Raw genomic sequence first — 15960 nt, forward strand, 5'->3', positions numbered from 1 at the left:
CGACGGCAGCTACACCACCAGCGAAGACCTCAGCAGCCTGGTCGACGGCACCATCACCGTCGAGGCCACCGCCAGCGACCGCAACGGCAACCCGGTGACCGACACCGACAGCGGCGAACTCGATGCCTTCACGCCAGATGTAGAAGTCGTGTTGCTGGGGGCTGGTAGCGATGGTATCTACAACATTGATGAGATTGCACAAGGGGAGGCTGGCAGTGTCAGTGCACAAATCACCTTGCTTGATGGTACTCAAGTTGGCGATACCCTAGTGGTGCGTGACGGGCTAAATTCCGTATTGCTGGACACAACGGTAACTAGCGATATGCTGAATGACGGCTTGGTGGTTCAGGTGCCGGTCGATAGCAGCATGGAAAGTGTCAGTGTGACAGCGACAGTCACCGACCCGCAGGGAAATATGGAATCAAGTAGTGATACTAAAGGTGTGGATGCCATTGCTCCAAGCGTAAGTGTGGAACTGCTGGGGGCCGGCGATGATAATGTCTATAACATCGATGAGATTGCTGCTGGAGTGCCAGGTAAGGTAGCTGCCAAAGTTACCCTAGGTCAGGATACGAAAGTAGGCGATGTACTGGTTGTCACGGATGGCTCTGGCAATGGGCTGGTTAATCGCGCGGTTACTCAGGCTGATTTGACCAATGGTGTCATTGTGCAGGTCGCTGTAGCTGAAGGGGTCTCCAGTGTTAGCGTCACGGCTACGGTAACCGATCCAGCGGGTAACAGTGACACTGATAGTGATAATAAAGGTGTTGCAAATGTCGCGCCTGAGGCAATGATCTCCATCAACCAGCCGTTGTTTGGGTCTGACAATGTGCTTAACAATAACGAGGTAGATCAAGCGCATACTATTCGTGGAAACGTAGGTGGAGATGCCAAGGCTGGGGATGAGGTTACGGTTACCATCGATGGCAATGAGTTCGTTACTGCGGTAAACGCGGATCTGAGTTGGGAAGTTGAAGTGCCCGTCGATATAGTGGGTAGTCTGTCCAGTGATAGCGTTTCCGCGATTGTGAATGGGGCAGACCAGTACGGCAATCCTTACAGTGCTAGCGACAGTGTTAGCTATCAAGTACAGGAGAGTGCTTCACTGGAAATAGGTGGTAACGGTAGCGATACTATTGAAGGCGGTGGTGGGGATGATGTCATTATTGGTGATCGCGGCGGTAAGGTTACCATTATCGATCCAGCAACAAACTACAATATCTCGCTGATCGTTGACGTTTCAGGCAGCATGAATAACCAATCGGGTACACCTGGGGTGTCCAGAATGGACCTGACCAAGCAGGCGCTGGTTAATTTGGCTAACCAACTCCAGGGGCATGAAGGGGTTGTGAATGTACAGTTAGTGCCATTCTCAACGCATGCTTCAAATCCTGTTGTGTTCGAAAACGTAAGCTCTGCAAATGTGCAGCAACTAATTAACGCTATCAATAGCCTCTCTGCCGTTGGTGGCACCAACTATATGGCGGCCTTCCAGGCCTCTGCAGCGTGGTTTAATGCCCAGAATGATCAGCAGGCATCAGGTGAATTTGAAAATCTGTCCTATTTTCTGACAGACGGTGATCCAACTCTTTACTATAACTCGTGGGGCAACGTATCTGGTCCCGGTAGTAGTACGGACTACAATACATTTAATGCCTCAGTTACCGCATTTGAAGCACTTTCAGCCATATCCTCGGTAAATGGTATTGGTATCGGCAGTGGTGTGTCGGAAAACTATCTGAGGTTCTTCGACAATACCGATATTACTGGCGATGGCAGTGTATCTTTCGGCTGGTGGGGCTTAAACGTTGTTACCGGGCCTGTAGGAGATGTGGATATTGTCAATAATGCCGAAGATTTAGCTGCCGCTTTAGAGGGTAGTTCGGAGTTCGATGAGCTGGCTCCCTTGGGTGAGGATACTCTCTATGGTGGGGATGGCGATGATATTATCTTTGGCGATACTATCAACACAGACCACTTATCGTGGACTAATGGTGATACAGGGGTAGCCTATAATGCGGGTGAACATGATGGTATGGGGTATCAAGGGTTAAGAGAGTTCCTCCGTTGGGAAGTTAATGATGGAACTGCTCCCGATGATGATCAGGTGCTGGATTATGTTCGTCAAAACTGGGAAGCATTGATTGATACGGTACGCACTGATGGCGGTAACAACGTGCTTGATGGTGGGCAGGGCAATGATATTCTCATCGGTGGTGCCGGTAACGATACGCTGATAGGCGGCGAGGGGAATGATATTCTCATCGGAGGAGACGGCGATGACATCTTCCTGTGGAATCTGGGCGACCAGGGAACTGAAGATGCTCCGGCTGTGGATATTGTCAAAGACTTCGGTAACGGTAACAATGTTCTGGATATTGCTGACCTGCTCCAGGGAGAAGAGGATGCGACTGATCTAAGTACCTATATTGTTGCTGAAGAAGAGGGCGGCGATACTGTGCTTTATCTCAATTCTCAAGGTAATTTAGCCGGTGATAAAGAGAATGCTGACCAGGTGATTCGCCTGGAAGGCAAAACCTTCTCTGACTTTGGGGGAGGTAGCCCGCAGGATGTTATTCAGCATATGTTGAATAATGATCAGTTAAAAATTGATCAATAGTATAGGCAGTTAGCGCCAAGGTCGCCCATGAGGGCGGCCTTGGTCTAATCTTGATGCTATTTACGTTTGGCAATATTTTGGTGCTTATACTGACAGAGGAAGCCGCTATGCTTTATATCAAGCGCAATGCCCAAGGGGAGATTGTGATGCTCAGCAAGGAACCATCGTCTGAGTGCAACGACACCATTACAGAAGACTCACCAGAAGTGTTTGCTTTCCTGGCCGAGCAGACAGGGCAGTCGGCACAGTTTATTGCCTCTGACCTCGCCTTTGTGCGGGTCGTGGAGGATATGTTGGAGGTGTTGTTGGAGAAGGGAGTACTTAGTTTTACCGATTTACCACCCGCAGCTCAAAGCAAGTTGATGGAGCGTAAGTCGCTGCGCTCAAAGAGTGATGTTAGTTTGATTGGCGACGATGGTGGTATCATCTAACAGCAGCGGCAGGTATTGATACTCATCCACGCCGCCGCTGTTAGATAACCTTATTGACTTGGTTAGACTTGTACCCCTGGTCCTGTAGCACCATCCAGCCCTGCCCGGAATAGACTTTCCAGCTCAGCCTGTTCTGTCACCCCTTCTGCAATTACCTGAATGCCCAGCGAGTGGCACAGTGTTGCCATTCCCCGCACAATGGCTTGTTGTTCGCTGGAAGTATGAATACCGCGAATGAGACTACTGTCCACTTTTAAATAGGCCAGGCCCACATCATGCAGGTCAGCCAGTTTGGTAAATTCAGTTCCTACATGCTCAATACCAAACTGGCAACCAAACGGCCTTAGGGCGGTACATAAGCCACGTAAACTTCCTATGGCGTGAGTATTGAGTACAGCAGGCACTTCAAAACAGAGCTGTTTGGCCAATAGCGGCTGTTTTTCCAGCAACATACGCAGCTCAATCACAAACTGGGCATTCGTAATGGAGGCAATGGAAAGGTTAATACCCAGCTTTTGGGCTGGATGTCCTGCCAGGTGTTCAAGCGCTTTTTTAACTACTGCAATGTCCAGTGCGGGTTCTAAATTGAAACGGGTGACCCAGGGGATAAAAACGCCTGCTGTTTGCCACTTTTGAGCAAGCTCTAAGCGGGCAGGTGACTCATAGTGAAGAATGTTGTCATGTGCATCAATGACTGGGAAGTAGGCTAACTGGGGCCCTTGGGTAATGGCTGCATTCAGTGCAGAACGCCACTCAGCATGGTTACTATACAATGAGCCTTGCTCACGTTTACGAATAATTATACTGCTGGCAGAGACACTGGTGCTTTCGGCTTCCGCAAGCGTATCGTCGATAGCAGCGAGCAGGGCACTCCGTTCGTCCTGAGGTGTATAAGTAATGATAGCGGTAGGTAAACGTATCTCCACTTGGGAGGCGCTATCCGAAACCAGTTCGAGTGCCTGACTTACACGCGATGCTAGCGCGTCCGCACTCTCGTCTAAAGGCAGCATCAGCATAAAGTCACTGCCATTGAGGCGCCCCACCAGTGCCTCTTCTGAAAGGTCATCAAGTTGGGCGAGTTGCTTTACCAACTTGCTAAGCAGGTTATCGGTCGCTTGATGCCCCAACTGTTCGTTTAATTGCTCCAGGGCTTGTACTCTAACCATTACCACCAGTCCTGTGGCACGTGCATCGTCACTACCTAACAATGAGGCCATTCGGCCCATAAAAACATCGCGGTTAAGGGCGCCTGTGACTCGGTCATGCTGAAGGTGACGCCGTAGCTCATCGAGTTTCAGGCTCTCTTGGCTAAGCATTTGGCGAACATTGGCGGAGAGGATATTCATCGCTTGTGCCACTTCGCGCAGTTCCAGTGTGCGGGGCTCTTTAATGGTCGTGAAGCGACGGGCACTAATATCTTTCGCCTGAGCGACAACGCGAACCAGGGGGTGTTTGATACCGCGAACCAGTACTGTAGCAATCGCTAAGCTGATGGCGCCTGCCAGTAGGAACCAGCCTGCCAGCTCAATCATGCTGCGCCATAAAGAGGCATATGCAAAACTGTGATGGCTGTCAAGTTCCAGAGTGCCGAATTGACGCCAACCATCCTGTATAGTGGCCGTTCCGGTGGGAACATCAAACTGAATCAAGTTACGAAACCAAGCAGGTACATCGCCACTGTAACCACTTGCTGAACGCTCAATCAACACATTGCCTTCAGCATCGCGTAGTGTGATATTGCGGTAATATCCGGTATCAAACTGAGCTGAAATCAGTAGCTCCAATGTCACCATATCTTTGTCGAGCTGGCTCATGGAAAGTGCCAGTGCTGTCGCATTGTCTTCGTTTTTAATGCGGACTTCCTGCTCAATATAGTCGCGGCTAGAGGCAATGCTGATGGCAAGGCTGCCAATAAATGAAAGTAGTAGTAGCGCGATAATGGCCAGCCAGAGCTGTTTAATAAGCGACATAGTGCCAATTCCTCTTAAATAAAGCCTTGTGATCGCATACGCTCAACCACGCTGCGCCAGCGAGATAGCCGTGCCAGTGGGTCGGCACGTGATTCAGAAGAGCCCCCAGCCCACAATCCCTCACTGTTAAAACTAAAGACAGGGTCAAGATCGGTACGTTGTGAGGCGGGGGTAATAGAAGGTGCAATATTATCAAGAATTAACGGTTCGGCACTGGGCGTTGCGTAGTAGCCCAGTACCATATGGGCCTGGGAGATTTGGCTACGGCCAATACGCGCTCGAACATAAATCATTCGAAGGCGTTCGCCGGGTACACCCAATTGCTTAAGGGTAATATATTTGCCAATTGAATACTCTTCGCAATCGCCTCGCCCCTCTCCTAATGCCTCTAGAGGCGTCGCCCAATAATCCTCTTGACCCCAAACATGGATATCGTCAACCCAGCGAATACGGCGGTTAAAAAAATCATTCACATCACGCAGTTGTGTCTGAATATCCTGGCCGCGTAAACGCTCCAGCATGGCAAGCCACTCTTCCAGAACCGCAAGACCGCTTTCTCCATACTGCTGTTGCATACTTTGGCGCAAGCGTTGAGGATTAAAAGCGGTTGCTGAGACAGGTATAAGCCCGATGCCTGTGCCTAATATGAGTGCGCCTGCAGTTATTAAAAACTGCCTACGGGACAAGGAACCGGTAGAAGGGCGAAAGGACTTAGGCATAGACGCCATCAGCATTGGACAAATAATCGTTAAGACTACAAGCTGTGGCGTTGAAGTGCTATATCTACTTAGTAGAAAGTACTATTATGAGGTAGCCATGATGCCATCACTCCTCTGCTGCAAGCAGTACACGGTCCAGTAGAGGTTCAAGTTCTGGCCATACGTTTTCAAGAATGATGGGTTGTGCCTCGGCGGTGGGGTGTATGCCATCGCTTTGCATCAGTTGGTCATTAAGCGCTACACCTTCAAGTAAAAAAGGTACCAGCGGCACATCGTACTCCTCAGCGAGGGAGCGAAAAACGCCAGTGAATGCATCGCGATAGGCTTGCCCATAATTGGGTGGTATATCAATACCCAGTAGCAGTACATCCGCGCCTGCCTGTTGGCTTTGATCAATCATACTTGCCAGGTTGTCGCGCATTTGAGTTGGAGACAAGCCTCGCAAACCGTCGTTACCGCCCAGCTCCAGAAGAACGATGTCAGGTTGCCGCTGTCCGATAATACTTGCAAACCGTTGTGCACCGCCGGAGGTCGTTTCACCGCTTATACTGGCATTGATCACCTGTGCCTCGCCCTCAAGGCGCTCAGCCAGAAGTGTGACCCAGCCCTGTTCCTGCTCAATACCATAGGCAGCACTTAGGCTATCGCCCATCACTAACAGCGTGGGTTGTTGATCTGCATTGAGTGTTGAAGCGCCAAGGGTGACTATCAGTACCAGTAACCCTCCGGTTACCATGCGGTTAAGTTTTTGCCACATTACAGGGATGCCACGCTTCATGTCTTACTCCTCAGACCAAGCTTCCAATATATCAACCGATGATGCTCCCGCCCATCGCCCTTTCACCGACACCCAGAATACCCGACAGGTTCCTCATGGGCATCACTCCGTTCTACATGCTGAAAAACTCTCTAAGCAGGTCTCGAGCGGAGAGCGATCGTTGACTATCTTACACAACCTCTCTTTAAGCGTAGTGGCGGGAGAAAGTGTTGCTATTTTAGGTAAAAGTGGTTCTGGTAAGTCGACACTGCTGGGGCTCTTGGCCGGATTGGATACCCCAAGCGATGGTGAGTTAACGTTGTTTGGGCAACCACTGAGCCGTTTGGATGAGGATGGCCGAGCAGCGCTGCGGGCGGGGCGAGTCGGGTTTGTATTTCAAAATTTTCAGCTACTACCCACGCTGAGCGCGCTGGAAAACGTGTTATTACCGCTTGAGCTGTCTCCGCGGGCAGGAGAAAATCAGCATGCTTCCCAATGGCTTGAGCGTGTTGGCCTTGGTGAACGTACGGACCATTTACCCAAACAGCTTTCTGGTGGTGAGCAGCAACGTGTGGCGATTGCTCGCGCTTTTGTCACCGACCCTGAACTGGTTTTTGCTGATGAACCCACAGGTAACCTGGATCCCGATACCGGTGCACAGATTATTGATCTGCTCTTTACCTTGAACCGGGAAGCGGGCACTACGTTAATCCTCGTCACCCATGATCACGCCCTTGCACGTCGTTGCGGCAGGTGTTTGCGGTTAGTCAATGGTCAATTGGAGCCATTCCAGCCAGCAGCGATTTCTAACGGGGGTGGCGATGAGTGATCATAACTGGCGTCTTGCCGCCCGTAGTTTGAAGCGAGATATACGGGCGGCAGACGTCCGGGCGTTGTTTGTCGCCCTGGTCTTGGCCGTTGCAGCTTCCACGATGATTGCTTTTTTCCTTGATCGCCTGGAGCGAGGTCTGGAGCGTCAGGCGGGCCAAATGCTGGGGGGAGATTTGGTCTTGGAGCAGCGACAACCTTTCGATGAGGAACTGCGTACACGATTAGAGCAAGTCGGCTTTGTGCTGAGTGACCAGGTAGACTTAGTCTCTATGATCAGTCGGGGAGAGCGCTTTCAACCCGCCAGCTTAAAAGCGGTCGATGACGTTTATCCACACTATGGTGTATCCCACGTGGATCGTGGCAACGGCACAGAGGAAATCGCATCCGGCCCACCACCGGGCGAAGCCTGGGCTGACCCACGCCTTGCTCAATTGATAGAAATCGAGTTGGGCGACCGCGTACAGGTAGGCCAAACAGAACTCACCATCAGCGGTATTATTGAACGTGAGGCGGATCAGTCCGGTGGGTTTGGTAACTTCAACCCTCGATTGATGCTGAATACTGCTGACTTGGAGGCCACAGGGCTGGTACAGCCAGGGGCGCGTGTCGATTTTGAGTTGTTGGCAGCCGGGCCGCCAGCTGCACTGGAACAAGTGCAAGGGCTACTTGCCGGACTAAGGCGTGACGGTGTTGATGTTAGGGATGTACGGGTCGATCGCCCTCAGTTAGGTAATGCCCTCCAGCGTGCGGAAAGCTATCTCGGTTTAGCCGGTCTGGCGGCTGTGCTGTTGGCTGGTGTTGCTGTTGCCATGTCAACCCGTCGCTACGTTGAGCGCCACCTGGATACTGCCGCATTACTACGCTGTTTTGGTGCCAGTCAATATCAGCTTGTGGTGATTTTCTCGCTTCAGTTACTGGGGCTAGCGCTGCTCGCATCAGTGGTCGGGGCGCTACTTGGCCTCATCGGGCAAGCGGTATTGCTTTGGCTACTCGTCAGCTTTTTACCCATGACACTGCCTCCACCCGGCATTATGCCGCTATGGTTGGGTATTTTTACCGCTTTAGCGGTACTGGTTGGCTTTGCAGGGCCAACGCTACTTCGCATCAAGCAGGTAAGTGCACTGAAAGTATTGCGCCGCGAACTAGACCCACTGCCACCCTCGGCATGGCTGGTAGTCGGTGTTGCCAGTATTGTCTTCGGTGGGCTGCTCTGGCTTTACTCGGGTAGCTTTCCACTGGCATTAGCGCTTCTCATTGGTGGAGCCGCACTGTTGGGCTTGCTATGGACAATCAGTTCGCTGCTACTTAATGGCTTGCTGATCGTTGTACAACGGATGACGGGGGGCGGCGAATGGTCCCAGGCGTTGCGTCTTGGTGGCAAACAGCTTGCCCGGCGCAAACAGGCAGGCCTTGGTCAACTATTGGCATTCTCGGTTACCTTTTTTGCCATGGCGATGATTGTCCTGGTGCGTGGTGACTTGCTGACTACTTGGCAGGATCAATTGCCAGAAGATGCTCCCAACTACTTTGCGATCAATATACAGCCCAGCGAGCGCGACGCTTTTGAAAGAGTGATTGCTCCTCGCGTCGATACCCAAAGTACGCTCTATCCTATGGTGCGTGGCCGGATTACCGCGATTAATAACCAAGCACCAGGAGATGTCGTTCCACCTGACGCCAGAGGCGATGGCTCGTTACGCCGTGAGCTGAACCTCACCTGGCAGGCCGAACTGCCGGAAGGTAATCAAATAGTGGCAGGGCAGTGGTTTACGACATTGAGCGAACCACAAGGGTGGATGGGGGCTGTAGAGGCAACACCTCGAGCCGTTGATGAAAGCGTGCCCATATCAGTGGAAGATGGGTTGGCTGAGCGGCTGGGCTTAGGTGTGGGCGATGAGCTAACGTTTTCAGTGGGTAGTGACACCATTACTACTCATATCGAGAGTTTGCGTAGCCTCAATTGGGATAGTTTCAACCCCAACTTCTTTGTCATTTTCCCGCCAGGCATACTGGAGTCTTTTGGGCACAGCTATATCACCGCGTTCCATCTGCCAGATAGTGAGCAGGGGCTGATACGTCAACTGGTTAGCGATTTCCCCGGTGTTTCGTTACTTAATGTTGACGCTATTCTAGGCCAGGTGCGAGACGTGTTAACTCAAGTAACCCGTGCAGTAGAGTTAGTGCTTGCTCTGGTGCTGCTGGCGGGCATCAGTGTGTTATATGCTGCGCTGACCGCAAGCCGACCAGTGCGTGCCCATGAAAGTGGGCTGCTACGCGTATTTGGTGCGGGGAACCGCATGATATCCCGGGTGCAATGGGCAGAGTATGCGCTACTTGGTTTTACCAGTGGCCTGATGGGGGCTGCCCTTGCCGAGCTGGCGACTGCCGGGCTCTACCTGTATTGGTTGGATCTAACTCCGCGCTTGCATATAGGGCTATGGGTCATACTGCCATTAGGCGGAGCGTTACTGATCGGTGCGATTGGTCATGCCCTTTCTTACAGCCTTAGACGACAGGCACCTGCTGCCAGCCTTGGGCTGATAGGAGAAGCCTAGGTAGTTTGATGTGGTAATGGCCTACCCTGATAAGGGAGTATTGCTGCGGGCGTGTAACGTCTGTGTCTGCTCCCTTCAACATGAAACATGCTCATGCACGACCTGACGCGGATGCGATGAAAGTCGCGTCAGGCTGCGTTATCATAGCGCCCTCGCTTCTCCCATGATGATCCTTTCGCTACGAGGTTCCCGCCGATGTTCAGCCGCGATATGACAATTGCCGGATTTGATGATGCACTTTTTTCCGCTATGCAGAAAGAAGTCGAGCGCCAAGAAGCCCATATCGAACTCATTGCTTCTGAAAACTATGCCAGCCCTCGCGTACTGGAAGCCCAGGGCAGTCAACTGACCAACAAATATGCTGAAGGCTACCCAGGCAAGCGTTATTACGGCGGTTGTGAGTTTGTCGATATCGCTGAAAACCTCGCGATCGACTATGCCAAGGAGTTATTCGGCGCTACCTACGCTAATGTGCAACCGCACTCCGGCTCTCAAGCCAATAGTGCGGTTTTTCAGGCGCTGGTAAAACCAGGCGATACTATTTTGGGGATGAGTCTGGACGCGGGAGGGCACTTAACCCATGGTGCCAAGCCTAATTTCTCTGGCAAGCACTATAATGCCATTCAGTATGGACTGAACGAACAGGGCTTGATTGATTACAATCAGGTCGCTGAGCTGGCCCGTGAGCACAAGCCTAAGATGATCATCGCAGGCTTCTCAGCCTACTCACAAATTGTTGATTGGGCTAAATTCCGTGAAATCGCTGATGAAGTTGGCGCTTATTTACTGGTAGATATGGCTCATATTGCAGGCCTGGTGGCGGCCGGTGTATACCCAAGCCCATTGCCCCACGCCCACGTTGTTACCTCTACCACCCACAAAACGCTACGCGGACCCCGTAGTGGCGTGATTCTCTCAGCGGAGAATGACGCGGATATTGAGAAAAAACTCCAGTCAGCTGTTTTCCCCGGAGGGCAGGGCGGGCCGCTAATGCATGTTATTGCGGCTAAGGCCATCTGCTTCAAGGAGGCGATGGCGCCTGAGTTTAAGGCTTATCAGCAGCAGGTGGTGAAAAATGCTCAAACGATGGCCAGGGTATTTATTGACCGTGGTTACGATATCGTTTCGGGCGGCACTGAAGATCATCTGTTTCTACTCTCCCTGATTAAGCAGGGGGTAACTGGAAAAGACGCGGATGCTGCTCTTGGTCGTGCCCATATTACGGTGAATAAAAACGCGGTACCTAACGACCCGCAAAGCCCCTTTGTGACCTCGGGTTTGCGTATTGGTACGCCAGCCGTTACCACGCGTGGTTTTGGTGAGGAAGAGTGTCGTCAGTTGGCGGGCTGGATTTGTGACATTCTGGACCAGTTGGCCAAAGGCGAAGACACCAGCGCCATTGAAGCCCAGGTGCAGGAAAAAGTGGCAGATGTATGTGGCCGCTTCCCTGTCTATAAGTAATGTGCTGTGTACTTAAAGAACCACGTATGAGTGGTTCTTTAAGGTAAACAAAAAGCGCTAGCGAAGAGCTAGCGCTTTTTTTTGCAGTGGTAGCTATCACTCCTCTTGGCGGATAATGCTCACCGTTTGTTGCTCTTTAGTCCATTTTCCCGCTTTTTTATCAATGTACTGGAAATACTCGTTGGTAAAACTTCCCTGGTTGCAAGCATGCCGGTAAGAGACAGTGGGCACACTATTCTGGTCCAATAGCTTGATAAACACCCCTGGTCCTGTCAGTTCGAACACATTGGTTAGCGCGTTTTCATTGATGTTTTGATGTACTCGTTCAATCAGTTGCCACAGGTGAGGATTGTTAGGTTTGCTCGCGATAAAATAGTTACTCAACTCACCTCTGCGGGTGGTTACATATAGCTCATCAATAGTAGTCGGGACGACGTGGGAGAGTGGCCAAATAGCATGTGCATCAATGTCTAAATACACGCCGCCATGCTTGTACAATACGAGTAAGCGCCACAAGTCAGCCTGGGCAGCCCCAATCTGTAGTTTTGAGTAGCTATCTAATAAGGCGCCATCATAGTTTTGGGCGATGAAGGCATAGCGCGCTTCCGTAATCATAAAGCGGTATTCGAAGCGTGGTGCCATCAACCGATTAAACAGGTAATTGAGATAAACCGGTAGCGTGACCTTATTGGTGAAGTTGGTTTGCCAAATTATCTGGGGGATAACAGATGTATGTTTTGGCTTCAATAACGGGGCAGCATAACCAGGCAGTGTAAAGCGTTTATTGGGGAAAAAAGTATGAAAAACATAGCTAAATAGCTTAGTGATGTTGGCAAGTAATTTAATGACACGACTTGCTGCCACGATCATGATGTTTTTTACACGTGAGCTGGTTGGCATATTGCTCCTGCCTGTGAGGGAGAAATCATATGGTTGATAAATGCTTACCAGCCGCCTTGGCTTTCCAATAAACTGCGGGTGTTGTTGTTCAGTGGCAGTCTGAAGTCCGCGCTGCCCAGTACCATGGCATCGCCTGCCCTGACGACCCGAGCACTAACATAAAGGTAGTCCTGCCCTTGAGCATAAGTACCCATCAGAATAGAGCGAGCATTATGCTGGGCACTTAACCTCTGAACCTGGCGGGATAAAATGAGTTCACCCACGTTCTCTTCAATAAACATGCTATCGCGCATTTTTACTTCACGTACCTGCATTCCTTCCCTGGCTAATGCTGATGCCATGAGCTCAGAGCTGATACGTCCAAAGGTGGAAGACTGGCTCAGATTGTCGATGCTGACAAAGGTGGCGGCAATCATTGGGCTGTAGCGGGTGAGGTCTGGGTTATTGGCGACCATCTGTTGGGCCGCCATATGGGCCAGTTCAGAGAGATCGGGTTCAGGCTCAGCCGTTTGGGCATTGGTATTACCAAATGTGCTACACCCGGCCAGCATAAGTATAGCAAAAGCAATCGACAGCCCGCTGGTGGTTCGAGCTAAACAGCGCAGCTTCAGCAGGGAAGAAAAAAGTAAAAGCATGTTGTTACCAAGTGTCGGTGATAGAAACAGTCGGTGTTGTCGGAGCTTGAGGGACGCGATGGGGAGCGTATTGGCGCCGATCACCCGCATTAATGTAATAAATATTGGATGAAGAGTAGAGAATACGGTCTTCCTCAAGAATCTGGGTGGTAACAATAATTTCCTCGTTTCCGCCATGCGTCCAGCTACCCGTGGTGGTATCCGCTATCATGGCGGCAGGAATCAGGGCCAGAGCAGGCTCACTCCAGTTGCGCAGCGGCATACTGGCTACCGCAATACCTCCTGCAAGCGCGGTATAGGCGCCAAAAGGGGGGCGTGTATAGCCCCTGTCGCGGTGCTCGACCACTTCTACTTCTATCTGGACAGTGGCACCCCCTGAACGGGGCTGTGTGGTTACACTTCCCCCGCGGGACACCAGCTCACTGGTGAGCAGCGTACGAAAGCCGCGTTCAAACTCTCCGCCGCTGTAAGCACTTAGGTAAGGGTGCTCTTCAGCAGGGATATAGAGGTCTCTAAAACGCACTCGTTCGCTGCGTAGAATACCTGCTGCTTCATGTTGGGCAAGCACCTCCCAGTGCTGGGCAGCCTGCATACGCTGCTGTTCCGTGTATGGATAAGTGGTCGCCACCGGTGCCTGTGATGTGTTGGCATAGAAGCAGCCGCTTAGCATCAGGCTCGCAAATCCTAGGCTAACAGGACGTAATAAATAACCGATAGAGGATGATATAGAACGGATGCGCACCTGATAGTTCCTTCTCGCTACGAAACGGCTTTTGATAGACTAGTTTGCCATGCTTAGTTTAAATCGGCTACGAGGTTAAAAACTTGAATGAGTAATAGCACCTATGCTTGAAGATCACCGCGCCGGTCCGCGTCACGACACGCTACTTTCCAGCTATCTGGAAGATGACAGCAATAGTGGCTGGATGATTAGCTACATTGACATCATGACGCTGCTTGTAGCGCTGTTTGTGATCATTATTACAGCTGCGGGTGTCACTTCGCCATCCTGGCTTCCACAGCAAGCGCTTTCTGAGCAGGATGATGATGTATCACCCGTCTTCGAAGTTCCGCTGCCTATAGAGCTTGGAAGCATACGCCAACAACGTCAGGCCAATGTAGTGAGCAGTATACCTGGAGAATTAAGCCCAATGGCCATTAGTGCGGCGCTGGGCGTGGCGGGACTGCCCGCGCGTCGGCCAGTGATGGCAGTACCGCCTCTATTAGCCAGGGTGGTGGATGAGCCGACTGCTCCAGAGCCTCCGGCTAGTGTGGTATTACCACGATTACTACTGCCTACTCACGAAAGAGAGCTCGCGTCGCCGTTGGCTGATTATATGGTGCTACTGACGGATCGTCCTCCCGTTAATGTCCAGGAAGTAACCGATGAAGCGATGAGCAGCGTTCTGGTGCTTGATGAACAGTTGCCGGAGCGCGTGGAAACCTCCACTTATCTCCCCAATCTTGAAGGTGTGGAAGTTTCCCGCGTAGCCGAAGGGATTAGCCTGCGCGTACAGGACCAACTGCTCTTCCCTTCGGCTACAGCGGAGCTGACAGAAGGCGGTTCTTCGTTGGTAGGGAGTTTACTGGAGACTATTCAGCGCTATGAAGGTGAGGTCTGGGTAGAAGGGCATTCTGATAGTCAGCCCATCAATACCCCTGAGTTTTCCTCCAACTGGGCACTTTCAAGTGCTCGTGCTATCGCCATTGTCGAGACCCTTGAAGCCGCAGGGGTTGATGCTGCACGCTTAAGAGCCGTAGGTCTGGCTGCTACACAGCCATTAGAGGATAACAGCACACCCGAGGGGCGAGCACGTAATCGCCGGGTAGAGGTTGTTATTCATGTGGAGTAGCGTAACTGAACTGGGTACAGCTTTTTTTATTGTTAATGATTACGTTGACAGTTGTGCCAATAGGCCAGTGTAACAGTGGGAATAACCTAATATTCAAGAGCGCACCTATTTGGTGCATTGTGCTAATGCTTTTTCTTATTTGTTTGTTTTTCCTTTTTTAAATTATTGAATTTTAATTTATTTTATTGTTTGGCATATAAAATGCTTGGCTGCTTATCTACACACCAAAAGTGCACAAACACTTTTTAGATCAATAGGTGGTGCTATGTCTGAACACGCCAATGCTCCTTTAGCCTCCGCAGCGATAAGCAGTATTGATCCGGCGCTGCAACCACGCCTGGTGGTTACCGACCTTGATGGCTCACTGTTGGACCACCATAGCTATGACTTTTCTCCTGCTGCTCCCTGGCTTGCGCGCCTCAAGCAGTTAGGTGTGCCGGTCATTCCGGTTACCAGTAAAACCCGCGCTGAACTCATCCCCCTACGTGAGACTCTTGGACTGACAGCGACCCCATTTATTGCAGAAAATGGAGCAGTGATTGGCTTGCCCCCCGGTTGGTGTCATGCCCGTTTAGACCGGCCAGGCAACGCACAGGATGGAATTGTGATTAAGCACACAGGCGTTGATATCGGCTTTATCCGGGCGCGGCTCAATATATGGCGGAAGCGGCTTAATATTCACTTTACCCGTATGGGCGAACTCAGTACTCAGGAAGTGATGGAGTTGACAGGGCTGGATGAAACACGTGCCAAGGCGGCCCGTCAGCGTGAAGGAAGTGAACCACTGATTTGGCGGGATGATGAAGCTGCGCTGGAGACATTTCGGCATGCTTTGGAAGGGGATGGCCTTGAGCTGACTCAAGGCGGGCGTTTTTGGCACGTAATGGGGCGCGCATCTGATAAGGGGAGTGCTGTGGAATGGCTCATCAAGCGCTTTACCTCCTTACGAGGAAGCCAGCCCGTTTCATTGGGTTTAGGTGATGGGCCGAACGATATCACCATGCTGGAAGCGGTGAATCAAGCCGTGGTCATCAAAGGATGTCATGACCTGCAGGTGGAGCCGCACAACGTGTCTTTATACCGTACCCAAGCAACAGGGCCAGCAGGCTGGGCTGAGGGGGTGGCTCACTGGTGGGGGCGAGATAACGGTCGTTTAGCGGAGGTGCCGGATAACAAAGCCGCTAATTCTGTTGCGGTATGATTGCATGATCGTATAAGCCAAGGGAGG

The 15960-nt window shown here is 51.4% G+C and carries 13 protein-coding genes; 7 read left to right on the plus strand and 6 right to left on the minus strand.

Annotated elements, in window-relative coordinates:
- The coding region (locus HP566_RS21695) for an Ig-like domain-containing protein (RefSeq protein ID WP_284041609.1) at positions 1 to 2620 on the plus strand (2620 nt) is incomplete at its 5' end.
- A gap of 107 nt (positions 2621 to 2727) precedes the next feature.
- A complete protein-coding gene (locus tag HP566_RS20910; RefSeq protein ID WP_249979230.1) occupies positions 2728 to 3051 on the plus strand; it encodes a tryptophan synthase subunit beta like protein in 324 nt (107 codons plus the stop codon).
- Positions 3052 to 3113: 62 nt separating this feature from the next.
- Here HP566_RS20910 and HP566_RS20915 read toward each other — a convergent pair whose 3' ends face one another.
- The 3 genes from HP566_RS20915 to HP566_RS20925 form a co-directional block, all read right to left on the minus strand.
- Entirely contained in the window at positions 3114 to 5021 is a 1908-nt protein-coding gene (locus HP566_RS20915; protein ID WP_249979231.1) for a bifunctional diguanylate cyclase/phosphodiesterase, read from the minus strand.
- A gap of 14 nt (positions 5022 to 5035) precedes the next feature.
- Positions 5036 to 5749, minus strand: a complete 714-nt coding sequence (locus HP566_RS20920; RefSeq protein WP_249979344.1) for a transglutaminase-like cysteine peptidase — start codon at positions 5747 to 5749, stop codon at positions 5036 to 5038.
- A 97-nt stretch (positions 5750 to 5846) separates the two neighbouring features.
- Entirely contained in the window at positions 5847 to 6518 is a 672-nt protein-coding gene (locus tag HP566_RS20925; RefSeq protein WP_249979232.1) for an arylesterase, read from the minus strand.
- Here HP566_RS20925 and HP566_RS20930 point away from each other — a divergent pair.
- The 3 genes from HP566_RS20930 (at position 6517) to glyA (ending at position 11344) form a co-directional block, all read left to right on the plus strand.
- Entirely contained in the window at positions 6517 to 7326 is an 810-nt protein-coding gene (locus tag HP566_RS20930) for an ABC transporter ATP-binding protein (protein WP_249979233.1), read from the plus strand. The genes HP566_RS20925 and HP566_RS20930 overlap by 2 nt on opposite strands.
- Positions 7319 to 9883, plus strand: coding sequence for an ABC transporter permease (locus tag HP566_RS20935; protein ID WP_249979234.1), 2565 nt, complete (start codon positions 7319 to 7321; stop codon positions 9881 to 9883). Before HP566_RS20930 ends, HP566_RS20935 begins: the two co-directional genes overlap by 8 nt.
- Before the next feature lie 195 nt (positions 9884 to 10078).
- Complete coding sequence (glyA, locus tag HP566_RS20940) at positions 10079 to 11344, plus strand: serine hydroxymethyltransferase (protein WP_249979235.1); 1266 nt, start codon at positions 10079 to 10081, stop codon at positions 11342 to 11344.
- 96 nt (positions 11345 to 11440) lie between these two features.
- On the opposite strand, the gene HP566_RS20945 is transcribed toward glyA, so the two are convergent.
- Genes HP566_RS20945 through HP566_RS20955 form a run of 3 tightly spaced genes read right to left on the minus strand, consistent with a single transcriptional unit; the run spans position 11441 to position 13621 of the window.
- Positions 11441 to 12244, minus strand: a complete 804-nt coding sequence (locus tag HP566_RS20945; RefSeq protein WP_249979236.1) for a glycosyltransferase family 32 protein — start codon at positions 12242 to 12244, stop codon at positions 11441 to 11443.
- A gap of 44 nt (positions 12245 to 12288) precedes the next feature.
- Positions 12289 to 12879: a FlgO family outer membrane protein gene (locus HP566_RS20950; protein ID WP_249979237.1), complete on the minus strand. Its 591-nt coding sequence runs from the start codon at positions 12877 to 12879 to the stop codon at positions 12289 to 12291.
- A gap of 4 nt (positions 12880 to 12883) precedes the next feature.
- Positions 12884 to 13621: a hypothetical protein gene (locus HP566_RS20955; RefSeq protein WP_249979238.1), complete on the minus strand. Its 738-nt coding sequence runs from the start codon at positions 13619 to 13621 to the stop codon at positions 12884 to 12886.
- Between the two features lie 103 nt (positions 13622 to 13724).
- Here HP566_RS20955 and HP566_RS20960 point away from each other — a divergent pair, with 103 nt between their 5' ends.
- A complete protein-coding gene (locus tag HP566_RS20960) occupies positions 13725 to 14732 on the plus strand; it encodes an OmpA family protein (RefSeq protein ID WP_249979239.1) in 1008 nt (335 codons plus the stop codon).
- A gap of 265 nt (positions 14733 to 14997) precedes the next feature.
- Positions 14998 to 15933, plus strand: coding sequence for an HAD-IIB family hydrolase (locus tag HP566_RS20965; protein WP_249979240.1), 936 nt, complete (start codon positions 14998 to 15000; stop codon positions 15931 to 15933).
- Positions 15934 to 15960: the final 27 nt, after the last annotated feature.

Source organism: Vreelandella olivaria (assembly GCF_023507745.1).
Classification (GTDB): Bacteria; Pseudomonadota; Gammaproteobacteria; order Pseudomonadales; family Halomonadaceae; genus Vreelandella; species Vreelandella olivaria_A.

Excerpts from the sequence above, each read along its gene's own strand:
- HP566_RS20910 (WP_249979230.1), top strand. The coding sequence starts at position 2,728 with ATGCTTTATATCAAGCGCAATGCCCAAGGGGAGATTGTGATGCTCAGC.
- HP566_RS20915 (WP_249979231.1), bottom strand. The coding sequence starts at position 5,021 with ATGTCGCTTATTAAACAGCTCTGGCTGGCCATTATCGCGCTACTACTA.
- HP566_RS20920 (WP_249979344.1), bottom strand. The coding sequence starts at position 5,749 with ATGGCGTCTATGCCTAAGTCCTTTCGCCCTTCTACCGGTTCCTTGTCC.
- HP566_RS20930 (WP_249979233.1), top strand. The coding sequence starts at position 6,517 with ATGTCTTACTCCTCAGACCAAGCTTCCAATATATCAACCGATGATGCT.
- HP566_RS20925 (WP_249979232.1), bottom strand. The coding sequence starts at position 6,518 with ATGAAGCGTGGCATCCCTGTAATGTGGCAAAAACTTAACCGCATGGTA.
- HP566_RS20935 (WP_249979234.1), top strand. The coding sequence starts at position 7,319 with ATGAGTGATCATAACTGGCGTCTTGCCGCCCGTAGTTTGAAGCGAGAT.
- glyA (WP_249979235.1), top strand. The coding sequence starts at position 10,079 with ATGTTCAGCCGCGATATGACAATTGCCGGATTTGATGATGCACTTTTT.
- HP566_RS20945 (WP_249979236.1), bottom strand. The coding sequence starts at position 12,244 with ATGCCAACCAGCTCACGTGTAAAAAACATCATGATCGTGGCAGCAAGT.
- HP566_RS20950 (WP_249979237.1), bottom strand. The coding sequence starts at position 12,879 with ATGCTTTTACTTTTTTCTTCCCTGCTGAAGCTGCGCTGTTTAGCTCGA.
- HP566_RS20960 (WP_249979239.1), top strand. The coding sequence starts at position 13,725 with ATGCTTGAAGATCACCGCGCCGGTCCGCGTCACGACACGCTACTTTCC.
- HP566_RS20965 (WP_249979240.1), top strand. The coding sequence starts at position 14,998 with ATGTCTGAACACGCCAATGCTCCTTTAGCCTCCGCAGCGATAAGCAGT.